At 69.2% G+C, this 14,538-nt stretch carries 18 protein-coding genes and 1 riboswitch; of the genes, 9 read left to right on the top strand and 9 right to left on the bottom strand.

Annotated features, from left to right (window positions below; all coding sequences use genetic code 11):
- Nucleotide 1: 1 nt before the first annotated feature.
- Nucleotides 2–316, bottom strand: coding sequence for a DMT family transporter (locus tag RJ05_RS17975; RefSeq protein ID WP_036538707.1), 315 nt, complete (start codon nucleotides 314–316; stop codon nucleotides 2–4).
- Between the two features lie 16 nt (nucleotides 317–332).
- A riboswitch (guanidine-III (ykkC-III) riboswitch) is annotated at nucleotides 333–404 on the bottom strand.
- A 135-nt stretch (nucleotides 405–539) separates the two neighbouring features.
- Here RJ05_RS17975 and RJ05_RS17970 point away from each other — a divergent pair.
- Nucleotides 540–1,004: a PaaI family thioesterase gene (locus RJ05_RS17970; protein WP_036538705.1), complete on the top strand. Its 465-nt coding sequence runs from the start codon at nucleotides 540–542 to the stop codon at nucleotides 1,002–1,004.
- A 57-nt stretch (nucleotides 1,005–1,061) separates the two neighbouring features.
- Here the strand turns inward: RJ05_RS17970 and RJ05_RS17965 are convergent, their stop codons facing one another.
- The 4 genes from RJ05_RS17965 to RJ05_RS17950 all read right to left on the bottom strand — a co-directional run bounded on the left by RJ05_RS17965 (nucleotide 1,062) and on the right by RJ05_RS17950 (nucleotide 3,892).
- Nucleotides 1,062–2,021 carry an SMP-30/gluconolactonase/LRE family protein gene (locus tag RJ05_RS17965; RefSeq protein ID WP_051016675.1) on the bottom strand — a complete coding sequence of 320 codons (960 nt, stop codon included), beginning with the start codon at nucleotides 2,019–2,021 and terminating at the stop codon, nucleotides 1,062–1,064.
- Nucleotides 2,022–2,268: 247 nt separating this feature from the next.
- Complete coding sequence (locus tag RJ05_RS17960; protein ID WP_036538720.1) at nucleotides 2,269–2,670, bottom strand: PaaI family thioesterase; 402 nt, start codon at nucleotides 2,668–2,670, stop codon at nucleotides 2,269–2,271.
- A gap of 24 nt (nucleotides 2,671–2,694) precedes the next feature.
- Nucleotides 2,695–3,444: an SDR family oxidoreductase gene (locus RJ05_RS17955; RefSeq protein WP_036538704.1), complete on the bottom strand. Its 750-nt coding sequence runs from the start codon at nucleotides 3,442–3,444 to the stop codon at nucleotides 2,695–2,697.
- A 61-nt stretch (nucleotides 3,445–3,505) separates the two neighbouring features.
- Nucleotides 3,506–3,892 (bottom strand): Rv1352/Rv1906c domain-containing protein, encoded by a 387-nt coding sequence (locus RJ05_RS17950; RefSeq protein WP_036538702.1) that lies wholly within the window; start codon nucleotides 3,890–3,892, stop codon nucleotides 3,506–3,508.
- A 249-nt stretch (nucleotides 3,893–4,141) separates the two neighbouring features.
- On the opposite strand from RJ05_RS17950, the gene RJ05_RS17945 reads away from it, so the two are divergent.
- The 4 genes from RJ05_RS17945 to RJ05_RS17930 all read left to right on the top strand — a co-directional run bounded on the left by RJ05_RS17945 (nucleotide 4,142) and on the right by RJ05_RS17930 (nucleotide 7,578).
- Nucleotides 4,142–4,648 carry a sigma-70 family RNA polymerase sigma factor gene (locus RJ05_RS17945; protein WP_036538701.1) on the top strand — a complete coding sequence of 169 codons (507 nt, stop codon included), beginning with the start codon at nucleotides 4,142–4,144 and terminating at the stop codon, nucleotides 4,646–4,648.
- Between the two features lie 180 nt (nucleotides 4,649–4,828).
- On the top strand, nucleotides 4,829–6,103 hold the full coding sequence (locus RJ05_RS17940) for an N-acetylmuramoyl-L-alanine amidase (protein WP_036538699.1): 1,275 nt from the start codon (nucleotides 4,829–4,831) through the stop codon (nucleotides 6,101–6,103).
- A 60-nt stretch (nucleotides 6,104–6,163) separates the two neighbouring features.
- Complete coding sequence (locus RJ05_RS17935; RefSeq protein WP_036538697.1) at nucleotides 6,164–7,198, top strand: CobW family GTP-binding protein; 1,035 nt, start codon at nucleotides 6,164–6,166, stop codon at nucleotides 7,196–7,198.
- A 191-nt stretch (nucleotides 7,199–7,389) separates the two neighbouring features.
- Nucleotides 7,390–7,578 (top strand): hypothetical protein, encoded by a 189-nt coding sequence (locus tag RJ05_RS17930; RefSeq protein WP_036538696.1) that lies wholly within the window; start codon nucleotides 7,390–7,392, stop codon nucleotides 7,576–7,578.
- Between the two features lie 46 nt (nucleotides 7,579–7,624).
- Here the strand turns inward: RJ05_RS17930 and RJ05_RS17925 are convergent, their stop codons facing one another.
- From RJ05_RS17925 to RJ05_RS17910, 4 genes are all read right to left on the bottom strand, one after another.
- Nucleotides 7,625–8,632: an AraC family transcriptional regulator ligand-binding domain-containing protein gene (locus RJ05_RS17925; RefSeq protein ID WP_036538694.1), complete on the bottom strand. Its 1,008-nt coding sequence runs from the start codon at nucleotides 8,630–8,632 to the stop codon at nucleotides 7,625–7,627.
- A gap of 212 nt (nucleotides 8,633–8,844) precedes the next feature.
- Complete coding sequence (locus tag RJ05_RS17920; RefSeq protein ID WP_036538692.1) at nucleotides 8,845–9,276, bottom strand: molybdenum cofactor biosynthesis protein MoaE; 432 nt, start codon at nucleotides 9,274–9,276, stop codon at nucleotides 8,845–8,847.
- On the bottom strand, nucleotides 9,263–10,255 hold the full coding sequence (gene moaCB / locus RJ05_RS17915; RefSeq protein ID WP_228798882.1) for a bifunctional molybdenum cofactor biosynthesis protein MoaC/MoaB: 993 nt from the start codon (nucleotides 10,253–10,255) through the stop codon (nucleotides 9,263–9,265). The genes RJ05_RS17920 and moaCB overlap by 14 nt, the downstream gene beginning before the upstream one ends.
- Nucleotides 10,256–10,293: 38 nt before the next feature.
- Nucleotides 10,294–11,514 (bottom strand): molybdopterin molybdotransferase MoeA, encoded by a 1,221-nt coding sequence (locus RJ05_RS17910; protein WP_036538691.1) that lies wholly within the window; start codon nucleotides 11,512–11,514, stop codon nucleotides 10,294–10,296.
- A 130-nt stretch (nucleotides 11,515–11,644) separates the two neighbouring features.
- On the opposite strand from RJ05_RS17910, the gene moaA reads away from it, so the two are divergent.
- The 4 genes from moaA to RJ05_RS17890 form a co-directional block, all read left to right on the top strand.
- Nucleotides 11,645–12,703: a GTP 3',8-cyclase MoaA gene (gene moaA / locus RJ05_RS17905; RefSeq protein ID WP_036538689.1), complete on the top strand. Its 1,059-nt coding sequence runs from the start codon at nucleotides 11,645–11,647 to the stop codon at nucleotides 12,701–12,703.
- A complete protein-coding gene (locus RJ05_RS17900) occupies nucleotides 12,696–12,938 on the top strand; it encodes a MoaD/ThiS family protein (protein WP_036538686.1) in 243 nt (80 codons plus the stop codon). Before moaA ends, RJ05_RS17900 begins: the two co-directional genes overlap by 8 nt.
- Nucleotides 12,939–13,075: 137 nt before the next feature.
- Nucleotides 13,076–13,789 carry a YciI family protein gene (locus RJ05_RS17895; RefSeq protein WP_036538684.1) on the top strand — a complete coding sequence of 238 codons (714 nt, stop codon included), beginning with the start codon at nucleotides 13,076–13,078 and terminating at the stop codon, nucleotides 13,787–13,789.
- 8 nt (nucleotides 13,790–13,797) lie between these two features.
- On the top strand, nucleotides 13,798–14,538 hold a 741-nt coding region (locus tag RJ05_RS17890; protein ID WP_036538682.1), incomplete at its 3' end, for an RNA polymerase sigma factor.

The raw sequence follows: 14,538 nt of genomic DNA, 5'->3' as shown, positions 1-14,538 counted from the left end.
GTCAGTGGGCCAGCTTCAGGCCCACCACACCGCCGACGATCAGCACCAGCAATCCGATCTTCAGCACGGAGATGCTTTCGTCGCCGGTGGCCATCGCGTACACGACGGTGAGGGCGGCGCCGATGCCCACCCAGATCGCGTACGAGGTGCCCACCGGCAGGGTGCGCATCGCGTAGGCGAGCCCGGCCATCGACAGGATGAGCGCGACGGCGAAGATCGCCGAGGGTGCGAGCCGGGTGAAGCCTTCGGATTTGCCGAGCGCGGTAGCCCAGACGGCTTCCAGGACGCCGGAAACGATCAGTACTGCCCATGCCATGCCGGTGTTCCTTTCGGGAATACCGTCTTGTCGCTGCCCGGGTACGGTCTCGATCGTCCGGTCGGCCGCGGGACATTGCGGCCTCGATTCTCATGATAGCCATCTTCCGCAGGTGGCTCCGCCGTGCCAGTATTGGCGCAGTGCCAATATCGGGATCCGAGGGCACCTACCCGGTCCGGGCGCGATGTCCGGACGTTCGAGTCTGTCGAAAGGACTGTTGCGCATGAGCGACGACGCCACCCCTCCCTTCGCCGAGATCGTGAACGCGGCGATGGAGCACACCATCCCGATCGCGCACACCATGGGCGTGCAGGCGGTCGAGGTGCGTCGCGGGTACGCGGCAACCACGGTGCCCGTCGCGGGCAACGGCAACCACTTCGGGGTGATGTACGCGGGCGTGCTGTTCACCGTCGCCGAGATCCTCGGCGGTGCGATCGCCGTCGCCACCTTCGACAACTCGGAGTTCTATCCGCTGGTCAAGGACCTGCACATCTTCTTCCGCAAACCGGCAAAGACCGATGTGCGGGCCGAGGCGACGCTGCCGGAGGCGGAGATCGACCGGATCGTGGCGGAGGCCACCGCGGCGGGCAAGTCCGATTTCACCCTGAAAGCGGTGGTCACCGATGCCGACGGCGTGGTGGTCGCGGAAACCGAAGGGCTCTACCAGCTTCGCGCGCACGGCAAATAGCGCGCCGAGATGAGCGGCGGGTAGCGCGTCGAGCCGGCGCGCTACCCGCCGTCGTCGTCAGTTCCCCTGGTTCAACCGGATGCGCAGCACGTCGCCGCCTTCGGTGCCGGCGTATACGGTGGCGTCCGGTCCTGGCGACACCGCGAGCGCGGTGATCGGCTGGGTGGTGGCCACGGTGCAGGTGGCGCCGGTGGCGGCGTTCACCCGGGCCAGCCTGCCGGTCGCGGTGCTCACGTAGAGCATGCCGTCGGGGGCGATGGTCAGATCATCGGGCAGCGCGGGCGGATTCGACTGCGGCGACAGATCGGCCACCACGGTCGGATGCGCCGGATCGGCGATCGGGACACGCAGCACGCGCGCGGTCGGGCTCGACAGCAGCGTCACATACAGCGCGTCGCCGTGCGCCACCAGACCGTTGAGCCCGAAATCCTGTGGTGCGGCGGCGGTCCACGCACGGTCGATGCTGCCGTCGCGGCGTACCCGGATGATGCCACCGCCGGTGTCGGTGATGTAGAGGTAGCCGTCGTCGTCGAAGGCGGCGCCGTTGGCCATGCCGATGTTGTCGACGAAGACCTCGGGCACCGGGTTCGCCGCGGCGGGATCGAACCGCACCACTCCGCCGGTCTTCATGATCGTGCTGGTGGTGATGTTGCCGAAGTTGACATACATCAGCCCGTCCGGGCCCGGCCGCACGGCGCCGGGGAAGGTGACCGGCACGGTGGCGGTGAGGTTGCCGGCCCGGTCGTAGCGCTCGACCACATTGCGGAAGATACGCGAAACCCAGAGGTTTCCCTTGGCATCGAAGCCGACGTTCTCCGACCAATCGAGCAGCGGGATCCGCGCCGCCGTCGCCGTGGACACCGCGGCGGGCGGGCAGGAGGCGGGGTCGGCGAGGGCGGGAGCCGGTGCCAGGAAACCGGCAGCGACCGCGAGCAATGCGGCAGCGGGTGCGCCGAGGAGGCGGCGGCCGGTGAAGCGACGGCGCGGACTGTGGTGTCCCGGATGCGCGTTCGGCAAGACAATCCCGTCTCTGCTGGTGTTCGGTGGGCCGAGCGGGATCGTAGGATGCCGGGCGATGCGCCCGCAACCCGTCGGGATGGCGGAGCGTCAGCACGCGGAGTTCGCGGAAAGGTTGCCGCCGTGCGGTTTTGCGCACCGCCCGGACCTGCTCCCCCCTCTCGGAACAGGTCCGGCCGGCACCGGTGACGATGCCGCCCGACTCTCGAGACGGGCTTAAGGCCGGCTTAACGGGGGACCGGCGCGATCAGAGCACGGCTTGGGTCTGGGTCACCTTCGCGACGAGTTTGTCGGCGTCGTCGCGGATCTCGGTTTCCACGACGATGAACTTCCGGCCGGGATGTAGCACGGTACTCGACGCGACCGCGTGCCCCGATCGGATCGCGCGCACGAAGTTCGTCTTGGACTCGACGGTGGTGGTGCCGCTCGCGCCCTCGGGGAGGTTCAGGAACGCGCAGACGGCCGCGGTCGCATCCGCCAGCGACATGAGCACGCCGCCGTGCATCGCCCCGCCGAGTGTGCACAGTGACTCGTCCCAAGCGAGCCTGCTGCGGACCAGGGCGGGACCGTGCTCGAGCACTTCGACGTCGAGCCGTTCGGTGAACGGCATGGTCTGGTGGAACAGCGTGGTGCCTTCGGAATCGATCATGATCACGAGTGTGCCGGAATCCGGTCAGCCGATCTTGGCGATCACCGCACGAGGCAGCCGGGGGAGTACGAGATCGAACAACCGCCACGGCCACCCGGGGACACACGCGCGTACCCGCTCGGCCTCGATCGCCGCGACCATCGCGGCGACGCCCTTGTCCAGCGGCGCGATCATCCGGGTGTCGCCGGCCTGGGAGACCATCTCGGTGGCGATGAAGCCGGGGAGCAGCGTGGTCACCGCGATCGGTGAGGTCCGCAGCTCGGTGGCAAGCCCGTCGCCGAGTGCCGCCAGGCCTGCCTTGCTCGCCGCGTACGCGGCGCGCTTACCGGGGAATCCGCGGACGGCGCTCATCGACGAGACCAGCACCAGGTGACCGGAGTTCTGTTCGCGGAAGATCTCCAGCGCTGCCTCGGCCTGGGCCAGCGCGCTGACGAAATCGGTGGTGGCGGTGGCGAGGTTGGCATCGGCGCGGCCGGTGCCGATCTTGGCGCCCTTGCCGATTCCCGCGTTCACGATCACGCGATCGAGCCCACCGAGTTCGTCGCGTAGTTCGCCGAAGACGCCCGGGATCGCGGCGTGCTCGTCCACATCTAGCGCACGCACCGCGACGGTGATATCCGGGTGCGCGGCGGTCAGTTCGTCGCGCAGGGCCTCGAGCGCGTCCAGCCGGCGGGCGCACAGCGCGAGATCGCGGCCCTTGGCGGCGAATTGCCGTGCCATGCCCGCGCCGAGCCCCGCGCTCGCGCCGGTGATCAGAATTCTGGTCCTCGTCATGGTCCGACCCTAGCGTTGTTGAACGGTGCTCGATAGTGAGTGCGGGGCCGGTGGAATTCGATCAGCCTCGGGTCGGGAGGGCGCCGGCGGACCCGCTGTTCGGCGGCGTGGGCAGTTGCCGCCAGGGACCGCAATTCACCGTACGGAAGGCCACATCGTGCGCTTCGATCAATACCCGGACCGGACGTTCGCGGGTGTAATTGTTGGCCCGGACATACCGCATATCGGTGTTGTCGCCCGCTACCTTCCATAGCCGCCGCCAATCGCAGGACTTGGCCGGATCGGGGGTCCCGGGAGCTTCCCACAGTCCGGGGCCGATATCGACGCCGACGATATAGACGCCGTCGTGCGGCATCTCGGTGGCCGGTGCGGCGGCAGCGGTCCCACCGCCGAGCAATGTGGTGACCGAAGCGATGGCTCCGGCGATGACCAGCGTGCCTGCACGCATGACGATGTCTCCTCGAATCCCGCGAAGTCGCCGCCGAAAAGCGGCCGGTCTGAGATCCCCGAATCTCCCCGGCAGATCTACCAGAAGGGTGCATCCCCATTGGGCGATTCGGGGAATTTCGTCGATTCGCACAATTTCATCGGTGTGAGTGATGTCACCGGCGCGTCGATGCGCGATATCTCTTACATGACAGCTCGTCGCTCGGCTCGAATGGTTTCCGGATCCGCGTGTGGGACAGGGTGCGCTCGATTGTGCACCGAAGACGGCCTGGCGTCGGTGCTGGCCGAGGACCGCGCGCTACTGCATTGGCGCGCCATGCACGCGCTCGGCGATCAAGGGTTGGCCGAGCAGGCCGTCCAGGAGACCCTGCTGCGGGCCTGGCGCTCGTGTGCCCGATTCGACGAACGCAAGGGCAGCCTGCGGACCTGGCTGTTGGCCATCGAGCGCAATGTGCTGATCGATCTGGCGCGGGCGCGCGCGAGCAGGCCCGGTGACACCGGCTGGGAAGAGGTCTCCGAGCTCAGCGACGTCCGCTATTCGCACCCTGACTTCGCCGACGGTCTGGTCGACGGTTTGCTGGTCGACGATCTGCTGGCCCGGTTGACCGATTCGCAGCGGGCCGCGGTGGTCGAAGTGATCTTGCGTGATCGGGCCTATCAGGAGGTCGCGGCCGAATTCGGTGTCCCGGTCGGCACCGTCAAGACCAGGGTGCACTACGCGCTGCGCACCCTGCGGCAGCTGCCTCGGGCCGCCTGACCTGCGTGGACGTCCCTTCCTTCGGCTGCGGCGAGAAACGCTCGTGGCTCAGATCACACTTCCATAACGGGGGTTGCGCTGCGGTTGCCGCTGTGACCAGAGTGAACCACTGGGTTTGGTGTTGCTAGTGGGAAGCTCGTGGGAAGGGAGGGGCGCTCCGTCCCGGAGCGCCGACCGCATATGAAGCCGAACTTCGTCCAGGCTGGTCTCTGCGCCGTCGTCAGTACGGCGCTGACGTTCACCCTGTCCGGTGTCACCGCGTCCGCCGAACCGATATCGCCCGACATGGCCACCAAGCTGGCAGGCCGCACCGTCTTCCTCGATCCGGGCCATCAGGGCCCGAATCACACCGAGAACCTGTCCCGTCAGGTCAGCGACGGTCGCGGGGGAACCAAGGACTGCCAGACCACCGGCATGACCACCGTCAACGGCGTCGCCGAGCACACCATCAACTGGAATGTCGCTCAGCTGGTCAAGACCTCGCTGGAAAGCCTCGGCGCCCGAGTGGTGCTCAGCCGCCAGGACGACAGCGGCTGGGGCGGATGCATCGACGAGCGCGCCGCGGCCGCCAACGCATCCGGTGCCGCCGTCGCCGTCAGTATCCACGCCGACGGCGCGCCCGCGCAGTATCGCGGGTTCCACGTCATCGTGCCGCAGTTGCCGATCCCCGACGCCAAGGCCGACCAAGTGCAATCCACGGCTGGGCTGGCCGCCTCGAAGGCGATGCGCGATGCCTACCTGTCCTCGGGCTTCCCGGCGGCGAACTACGCGGGCGTGGTGGACGGCTTGCAGACCCGCGCCGACGTCGCCGGCCCCGCGCTGACGACCGTGCCCGATGTCTTCATCGAGATGGGCAACGGCGCCAACCCCGAGGACGCCGCGCTACTGGAATCCGGCGACGGCCAGTTGAAGCACGCCATCGCCATCACCACCGGACTGGTGAGCTTCCTGCTCGGCGCACCGCCGTCGGCCGACACCCCGGTCGCGACGCCGGGCACCGGCGCCGACTCCCCGGCCGCGGCGCCCGCACCGCAGGAACCGGCCCCCACGACGACCACGGCTCCGTCGACGCCCGCCGCTCCGGCCCCGGCCGGATCGCCGACTCCCGCGCAGACGACCTCGCCGACGACGACCACCACGGCCCCGGCGGCTCCCGCGCAACGACCCGGCGTGAACAACTCACGCACGGCTCCCGGCTCCAACGCGCCGCAGACCCAGGCCGCACCGACGAGCACACCGAAGTCGGCGCCGAACACCACCGAGGCGCCGAGCGGATCCAGCAGCACCTCCCCGGAGGCGGGCACCAAGGGCTCCGAGGACGGCATCGTCGCCACCGTGATGGAACTGCTGATGCCGCTGGCGAAGGCGCTCGGCATGGATGACACCGCGATCACCGCCGAGTTGATCAACCTGGCCTACACGCTGGCGGCCGCCCTGTTCGCGCCGACGGACTGAGCCGGCGTCGGCACCCGGCCGTGGGGAGTGGGCGTCGGCGGATGCCAGTAGGGTGTCCGGGTGGCCCAGTCGATTCCTGTCGTGATCGTCGCCGGGTTCCTCGGGTCCGGCAAGACGACATTGCTCAACCATCTGCTGCGCGATAATCGCGGCACCCGGATCGGGGTCGTCGTCAACGACTTCGGCGCGATCAATATCGACGCGATGCTGGTGGCGGGCCAGGTCGACGCGATGGTCTCGCTCGGCAACGGCTGCGTGTGCTGCGCGGTCGACGTCAGCGAATTGGATGAACTGTTCGATCGGCTCGCCCAGCCGAGCGCCCGCATCGACGTCATCGTGGTCGAGGCCAGCGGCTTGGCCGAACCGCGCAACCTGATCCGCATGGTGGCGGCCAGCGACAATCCGCGTATCCGCTACGGCGGGCTGGTGGAAGTGGTCGACGCCGAACAGTTTCCGGCGCATCGGCAGCGTCATCCGGATCTGGCCGATCACCTGCGGCTGGCCGATCTGGTGGTGGTCAACAAGGCCGACCGGGTCGAGCCGGACCAACTCGCGGCGCTGCGCTCGGAGATCGCCGAGCTGATCGAGCCGGCTCCGGTGTACGCGACCAGCCACGGCCGGATCGAGCCGGGACTGCTGTTCGACGAACCGCTGCGCGAAGCGCCGCGGGTGGCCCAGCAATTGAGCTTCGACGAGCTGCTCGCCGAGCATCACCACGATCCCGGCGACGGCCACCGCCATCTGCACGACGAATACGTCACCGTGTCGTTCACCAGTTCTCGTGATCTCGACCCGAGGCAGCTGATCGGCTTCTTCGAGGATCCGCCGCCGGGATTGTTCCGCGCCAAGGGGTTCGCCGCGTTCGCGGTCGCCGGTGAACATCGCAAGTTCGTACTGCACATGGTAGGAAGACATCTCGTGTGCGAGCCCGCCGCGTGGCGGCGGGGCGAGGACCGCGGTAGCAGGCTGGTCCTCATCGGTTCGGGCCTGGATACCGAACTGGCGCGCAAACGCCTGAACGAGACGGTGCACGTGGGCGAGGAATTGCTGGACGAACCCGCGATGCTGCCGGTCTGGCGCTACGTTCCACACTGAGCCCGCCCGGCGCCCAATCCGAAATTGGCGCGTTTATCACCAAAGTGGCGCAATAGGCGCTGGCGCGTCGGTACCCGTCGCACAAAACTCGTAAACATGTTCGTCGTGTCGCCGCACTAGGCGTGTCGCCTCTGTGGGCCCCCGGCGCACTGCGGACAGTTTCGAAGTTCGCTCGACGAGGGGAGAGGGTCATGTACGCGACCAGGGAAACTGCCACTGCTTATGTGATCGCCGCGTTGGAAGCCAAAGGAACGGCAACCCGATACGATTTCGACGTTCCCGCGATCGTCGCCGCCTCGCACGCGGCCGCCAGAAGCTGGGACTTCCGGTCGATCGAGGGCGGAACATTCTGGCGGATCGCCGCTCGATTCCTGAAGTAACCACCGTCGACCGGACATCGCCGGCCTCGGGTCGGGTCGGCGACGTTCAGTCCAACTGCTCGCAGCGGCGATGCGCGGCGGTGATCGACCAGCGTCGCGCCGCACGCCGGATCGAACCGGGATCGGTGTATCCGAGCAGTTGCGCCTGCCGGGCCCGCGTGATCGGACCGGTCGCGGTGGCCTCGGCCAGCCGCGCCGCGCGCGCCCGGTCCACCTCCTGCCGCCAGGTGGTGCCCGCCTCCATCAGCCGTCGCTGCAAAGTCCGTGGGCTCGTCGCCATCCGGCGCGCCACCGCTTCCAGCGACACCTCACCGACTTCCAGGGCCTTGGCCAAGGCCGTGGCCACCTGATCCGCCCAGGTGGTGGCCAGCGGCGGAGGCGGTGGCAGAGCATCGGCCAAGGGCTTGAGCACCGTGGCAAGGGTCGGATCGGTCGAGGTGAGCGGCAAATTCATATCGGCGGCGCGGAAAGTGACCGCGTCGATCGGCGCCCGGAATTCGATATCGGTGGTGCCGAAGAGCTCGACATAGGCCTCCCGTGACGTCGGCGGCGCCTGGCACAGCCGCACCCGCACCGGCACCACCGGAGCCGCGACCACCAGTCGGCTGCGCGCCACCACGGCGGCCAGCCCCCATAAGTGAATGCGGTCGCGGCTATGGCCGGCGGGGTCGACCATCTCGATCGACAGCGTCACCTCGTCGTCGTTCTCGGCGACCAAGTCCCAGCGGTGGTTGGTGGTCACCGCGGTGACATAGGGTCCGAGGGTGCGCAGTCCGGAGCCGAGATCGGGTGCGGTGGAGAACAGGTAGTCGTAGAGGCCGAGGCAGCCCATGCTGTAGCGGCTCGCCACCCGCACGGGGACGGCCGGATCGCCCAGCTCGTGTTCGGCCACCTCCCACAGGCGGGCGAAGATCTCGCTCGGCACATAGGCCTCGGGACTGGCCAGGGCCCATGAGGGGAGTCCGATATCCCGGATCAGTTTGTCTCGGTCCAATCCGGCCGCGGTGAGCTCGCCGATGACGAACCGATGCAACGTGACCTGGTCAGTACGCATGCCCTCTCCTGCGGGAGATCTGGAAGCACCTGACGGCCACCGTATACGGACATCCCATGACTCGTCACGAAATGTTGCGAGAGTTTACCCGATGGAATTCCCGGATAAACGCGGAAAATCTGTCCCGTACGCGACATCTCGCGAGCGCGACGAGCTGTCCCAACAACGACAGCCCGGCCCCGACTACATATGCGTCGCCGCAGGTCGAACGCTCAGCCGCAGGCGTTGACCCACTCCGACAGGCCGTCGGCGAACAGCTGCCGCTTCCAGATCGGCACCTCGTGTTTGATCCGGTCCACCAGTTCGGCGCAGGCGGTGAAGGCTTCGGCCCGGTGCGGCGCGGCGACCGCCACCACGATGGCGAGATCGCCGATCGTCAGACTGCCCACCCGATGCACCGCGGCCACCGGCAGCCCCGTGGATTCGGCCTGCTCCGCGCAGCAACGGCGCAGAAAGCGTTGGGCGTCCGGATGCGCCGAATACTCCAGCGCCGATACCGCCTGCCCACCATCGTGATTGCGCACGACCCCGGTGAACACGACCACCGCGCCGTGTTCGGGTCCTGCCACGGCGGCGTCGACCACCGCCGGATCCAGCGGCCGATCGCTGATCTCGGCCAGCCGCACCAGATCACCCGTTGTCATGGTCACCGCCTCCTGCGACCTGAGCCAGCAGATGCCCGAGCAATGGCTCGAGCACCGCGATTCCGTCCTTGACTCCGCCGGGCGAGCCCGGCAGGTTCACGATCACCGTCCGGCCGGCCAGCCCCGCCACCCCGCGGCTCAATGCCGCGAGCGGGAACTTCGCGGTCCCGCGCTGCCGGATGGCCTCGGCGACGCCCGGCAGCTCCCGATCCAGCACGGCCAGGGTCGCTTCCGGGGTGGCGTCGGTGGGGGAGGCGCCGGTGCCGCCGGTGGTGACGACCAGGTCGGGCGCCTCGCGCAGTGCGTCGGTGAGTCCGGCCGCGATATCGGCGTCGGCGTAGATCAGCGGACCACGCACCGAGAACCCGAGGCCGCGAAGCCATTCGGTGAGTGCGGGACCGGTGGTGTCGGTGCGGGTGCCTACGGCGGCGCCGGTCGAGGCGACCAGCACGACGGCGGTCTTATCCGGCCGCGCCGGCGACTCCGCCTCGGCAGGTCGTCCCGCCGGGCGCGGGTCGGCCGTGACGGCCGGGGCCGCCGGCCCCGCCGCTGCCGGCCGCTGCCAATGCCCGTGCTTTCCACCGTCTTTGGTGAGCAGTCCGACCCCGGTCAGCACGGCTGCCGGATCGACGGCCTTGACCATGTCGTGCAGCGTGAGCCCGGCGACCGCGACCGCGGTCAGTGCCTCCATCTCGACACCGGTGGGCCCCTTGGTCTTCGCGGTGGCCTCGATGGTGATCGAGTCCTCGGTGAATCCGAACGCCACCCGCACCGAGGACAGCGCCAGCTGATGGCACAGCGGAATCAGCTCGGAAGTCTTCTTCGCGCCCGCGATACCGGCGATGCGCGCGGTCGAGAGCACATCGGCCTTCGGCATATCGTCGGCGCGCACCAGGGCGACCACCTCCGCGGTGGTGCGCAGCTCACCCGTAGCGACCGCGACCCTCGTGGTCTCGGCCTTGGCGCTCACATCAACCATATGGGCGCGGCCCTCGGCGTCCACATGCGACAACTCGTTCACAGCGACCACACTCGCACAGTCGCGCCGACCGGCAGGGCATCGACCTCCGCGGGCACATCGATGAGCACATCGGCCGCTGCCATGCTCGCCACCAGATGGGAGCCGGGTCCCGACACCACCTCCACCGCGCGCGGCCCACCCGCGGTATGGGCGAGTCGCCCACGCAGGAACTGGCGACGGCCCTGCGGCGAGCCGATCGCGCTCAGCAGCGGCAGTTCGAACACCTCGACCTCGGGCAGCCCGGCCAGATGACGCAGCATCGGCCGCGCGAACACCTCGAACGAGACCATCGCGCTGACCGGATTACCAGGGAAGCTGAGCACCGGAACACCGTCGACCACGGTCAGCCCCTGTGGCCCGCCCGGCTGCATCGCGACCGAGCCGAACTGCCCGCCCATCGGCTCCAGTACGTCCTTGACCACCTCGAAATCGCCCTTGGACACCCCGCCGGTGGTGAACACCACATCCGCGGAACGGGTTGCGGCCGACAGTATCCGGCGAAACTGCGCGGGCTGGTCGCCGCTGTGTTCGACGCCTGCGACGCTGACGCCGTTCGCGGTGAGCGCGGCGGCCAGCGCGATGCCGTTGGAATCGTAGATCTGTCCGGGTGCCAGCGCGGTGCCCGCCGGGACCAGTTCGTCTCCGCTGGTGATCACCACCGCCCGGATCGGCTCGAACACCCGCACCGCGGGTAAGCCGACCGCCGCGAGCGCGGCGATATGCCGTGGCGCGAGCAAGGTTCCGGCGGCGACCAGTCGGTCACCGGCGCGCACGTCGGTGCCCGGTTCGCGCACGAATTCGCCGCGGCCGCGGCCACGCTCGACGACGACGGCGCCCGCCTCGGCGTGCGCGTCTTCCACCGGGACCACGCAGTCGGCGCCCGGCGGCACCGGCGCGCCGGTCATCACTTTGCGCGCCGTCCCCGGCGCCAACGGCTCCAGGCCCGGATCGCCGGCCGCGACCACGCCCGACAGCGGCAGCGTCACCGGTGTGACGGCCACGTCGGCGGCCCGCACCGCGTAGCCGTCCATCGCGGAGTTACGGAATACCGGCAGGTCGACGGGGGCGTGCACGGTGTCGGCCAGCTGCCTGCCCAGGGCTGCGGACACGGCGACGGTCTCGACCGGTCGCGCCGCGAGCGGACGCAGCAGCGCCTCGATGCGGTCGCGATATTCGGCGACGGACCGGGCGGCGACGGTGGCGGACCGGGAAGTCATGCGCTCAGCCTAATCGCAGGTCGTGGGCGTGGTCGCGGTCATCGCCTCACCTGTGGAAGGCGGCGATTGTGAGGTGCGGCAACGGCGACGGCGCCGTGGTGCCCGGCGGCCGACGGGTCATAATGGAGGGGTGACGCTGGTCGAGATGGGCATCCCCGCCGTGCGGTCCGGGCGTCCCTCGCTCGACGGCCGCCCCGAAACACCACTGCTGGTGGACCGATTCGGCCGCGTCGCCCGCGACCTCCGGGTCTCCATCACCGAGAAATGCTCGCTGCGCTGCACCTACTGCATGCCCGAAGAGGGCCTGCCCGCCATTCCTCGCGAGGAATTGCTGACCGCCGCCGAGATCGTCCGCTTGGTCTCGCTCGCCGTGCGTGAACTGGGCATATCGGAGGTCCGGTTCACCGGTGGCGAGCCGCTCATGCGCCGCGACCTGGAAGAGATCATCGCCGGCTGCCACGAGCAGGTGCCGCAGACGCCGCTGGCCATGACCACCAACGGGGTCGGGCTGGAACATCGGGCCGCTGGGCTGGCACGCGCGGGGCTGGGCCGGGTGAATGTCTCCCTCGACACCGTCGACCGCTTCGGCTTCGCCACCCTCACCCGCCGCGACCGGCTCGGCTCGGTGCTCGCCGGTATTCGCGCCGCCCGTGACGCGGGCCTGGCTCCGATGAAGGTCAACGCGGTGCTGATGCGCCAGACGCTGGCCGGTGCGCCGGATCTGCTGCGCTGGTGCCTGGACGAGGGCTGTGAGCTGCGGTTCATCGAGGAAATGCCGTTGGACGCCGACCACGAGTGGGCGCGCACGAATATGGTGACCGCGGCCGAACTGCTCGAGGTGCTCGGCACCCGGTTCGAACTCACCGCCGCCGGACGATCCGATCCGTCGGCGCCGGCGGAACGCTGGCTGGTCGACGGCGGGCCCGCGACCGTGGGCATCATCGCCTCGGTGACCAGGAAGTTCTGCGATACCTGCGACCGCACCCGGCTCACCGCCGACGGCATGCTGCGCTCGTGCCTGTTCAGCGATCAGGAGTTCGACCTGCGCGCGGTGCTGCGCTCCGGTGCGGGCGACGCCGAGATCGCGCAGCTGTGGCGGGGCGCGATGTGGAACAAGTGGGCAGGCCACGGGATCGAGGCGGCCGGTTTCGTCCCACCCGAACGGACGATGGGAGCCATCGGTGGTTGAGGTCCGTTATTTCGCCGCCATCGCCGACGCGGTCGGCAAGGACACCGAAACGCTCGACCTACCCGATGGGGCCACCGTCGGTGACCTGCGCACCGCCCTGGCCCGCGCGTACGGCCCCGACCTGGACAAGATGCTCGATGTCTGCGCCTACCTCGTCGGTGACGAACTCACCCGCGACGCCGCCGCGGCCCTGACCCCTCGCGTCGACGTGCTGCCGCCGTTCGCCGGCGGCTGACCCGCTTCCCGCCCGCGTGGATACCCGGGCACCCCGATCCGAACAATCTCGGCAGCGATGTCGAGAACCGCGGTCGCCATCCGTCGTGCTGGTGAGAGGGGTATCGGGCTCCTCCGATTCGAGGAAGGATGACTGCCATGCAGTACCTGGCATTGCTCGTCGGGCGCGATGACGATCCGGAAGCCGCTCCGGGCAGCGTGGAGTTCGACGCCGAGGTCCAGCGGTATGCGGAATTCGAGGAACGGGTCGCCGCCGCCATCGCCGGCGGCGCGGCCCTGTATCCGTCCAGTACGGCGGTGAACGTCACCCGTGACGGCGACACCACGCTGATCACCGACGGCCCGTTCGCCGAGGGCGCCGAAGTGGTCGGCGGGTTCTACGTCTTCGAGGTGACCGACCTCGACGAGGCCATCGGACTGGGCCGCCAGGTTCCTGCGGTCGAGACCGGTGCGATCGAGTTGCGCCCGATGGTGCAATGGACCCCGCACGACACGCCGGGCGCCGATTGGTGGATGGCACTGCTGTGGGACCGCGCCGACACGGTCATCGCGCCGGACACCCCGGAATGGGAGGCCGCGCTGGCCGAGCATCAGCGCTTCGCCGAGCGGGTCGGCGAAGCGATCCGCGGCGGTGGCGCGCTGCGGCCGCCGTCATCGGCGACGACACTGCGCATGCGTGAGGGCGAACTGTCCATCACCGACGGTCCCTTCGGCGAAACCGCGGAGGTGGTCGACGGGCTCTACCTGTTCGCGGCCCCTGATCGGCGGACGGCCTCGGAGATCGCCGCCCAGATCCCGCTGGGCGCCAAGGGGCGCACCGAACTGCGCCAGATCGTCGACCTCGGCCAGTAACACTGTCCATGACCATCGATCCGGCCGAATTCGATCGCGTCTATCGCGCCGAATTCGGCCGGGCCGTCGCCACCCTGGCCCGGTTGACCGGCGATGTGGGTCTGGCCGAGGACGCCGTCCAGGAAGCCTTCGCCGACGCGCTGCGCACTTGGCCCCAGCGCGGCGGTCCCGACAATCCGGGCGCCTGGATCACCACCGCCGCCCGGCATCGGGCCCTGGACCGCCTGCGGCGCGAATCCTCCCGCGAGGCCAAGGAATTCGCCGCCGCCCGACTCGCACCCGAGGACGAGGAGCCGGCTGTGGGTTCGATCGCCGACGATCAGCTGCGGATGATCTTCACCTGCTGCCATCCCGCGCTGGCTCCGGAATCCCGGGTCGCGCTGACGTTACGGCTGGTGTGCGGGCTGCGCACGGCCGAGATCGCGCGGGCCTTCCTGCAACCGGAATCCACGGTCGCGCAACGGCTCAGCCGGGCCAAGGCCAAGATCCGCGACGCGGGCATCCCGCTACGGGTACCGCCCCCGCAGTTGCTGCCCGAACGCACACCGGCCGTGCTCGCCTGCATCTATCTGGTGTTCACCGAGGGCTACTTCGCCACCTCGGGCCCCGACGCGGTGCGAGACGAGCTGTGCGACGAAGCGATCCGGCTCGGCACCCTGCTGTGCGAGCTGATGCCCGGTGAACCGCAGCCAAGGGCACTGCTGGCGCTGATGCTGCTCACCGACAGCCGCCGCGCCCAACGCCGCCGG

This window comes from Nocardia cyriacigeorgica NBRC 100375 (assembly GCF_000308555.1).
Classification (GTDB): domain Bacteria; phylum Actinomycetota; class Actinomycetes; order Mycobacteriales; family Mycobacteriaceae; genus Nocardia; species Nocardia cyriacigeorgica.
Note: the sequence above shows the minus strand (reverse complement) of the source record. Positions and strands in the feature narration are given on the sequence as shown.

What these genes read in the sequence shown, in the direction of transcription:
- RJ05_RS17955 (WP_036538704.1), bottom strand. Translation starts at nt 3,444, where the DNA reads ATGACGAGGACCAGAATTCTGATCACCGGCGCGAGCGCGGGGCTCGGC.
- RJ05_RS17920 (WP_036538692.1), bottom strand. Translation starts at nt 9,276, where the DNA reads ATGACAACGGGTGATCTGGTGCGGCTGGCCGAGATCAGCGATCGGCCG.
- RJ05_RS17925 (WP_036538694.1), bottom strand. Translation starts at nt 8,632, where the DNA reads ATGCGTACTGACCAGGTCACGTTGCATCGGTTCGTCATCGGCGAGCTC.
- RJ05_RS17950 (WP_036538702.1), bottom strand. Translation starts at nt 3,892, where the DNA reads ATGCGTGCAGGCACGCTGGTCATCGCCGGAGCCATCGCTTCGGTCACC.
- RJ05_RS17940 (WP_036538699.1), top strand. Translation starts at nt 4,829, where the DNA reads ATGAAGCCGAACTTCGTCCAGGCTGGTCTCTGCGCCGTCGTCAGTACG.
- RJ05_RS17960 (WP_036538720.1), bottom strand. Translation starts at nt 2,670, where the DNA reads ATGATCGATTCCGAAGGCACCACGCTGTTCCACCAGACCATGCCGTTC.
- RJ05_RS17930 (WP_036538696.1), top strand. Translation starts at nt 7,390, where the DNA reads ATGTACGCGACCAGGGAAACTGCCACTGCTTATGTGATCGCCGCGTTG.
- RJ05_RS17975 (WP_036538707.1), bottom strand. Translation starts at nt 316, where the DNA reads ATGGCATGGGCAGTACTGATCGTTTCCGGCGTCCTGGAAGCCGTCTGG.
- moaCB (WP_228798882.1), bottom strand. Translation starts at nt 10,255, where the DNA reads ATGGTTGATGTGAGCGCCAAGGCCGAGACCACGAGGGTCGCGGTCGCT.
- RJ05_RS17910 (WP_036538691.1), bottom strand. Translation starts at nt 11,514, where the DNA reads ATGACTTCCCGGTCCGCCACCGTCGCCGCCCGGTCCGTCGCCGAATAT.
- RJ05_RS17895 (WP_036538684.1), top strand. Translation starts at nt 13,076, where the DNA reads ATGCAGTACCTGGCATTGCTCGTCGGGCGCGATGACGATCCGGAAGCC.
- RJ05_RS17970 (WP_036538705.1), top strand. Translation starts at nt 540, where the DNA reads ATGAGCGACGACGCCACCCCTCCCTTCGCCGAGATCGTGAACGCGGCG.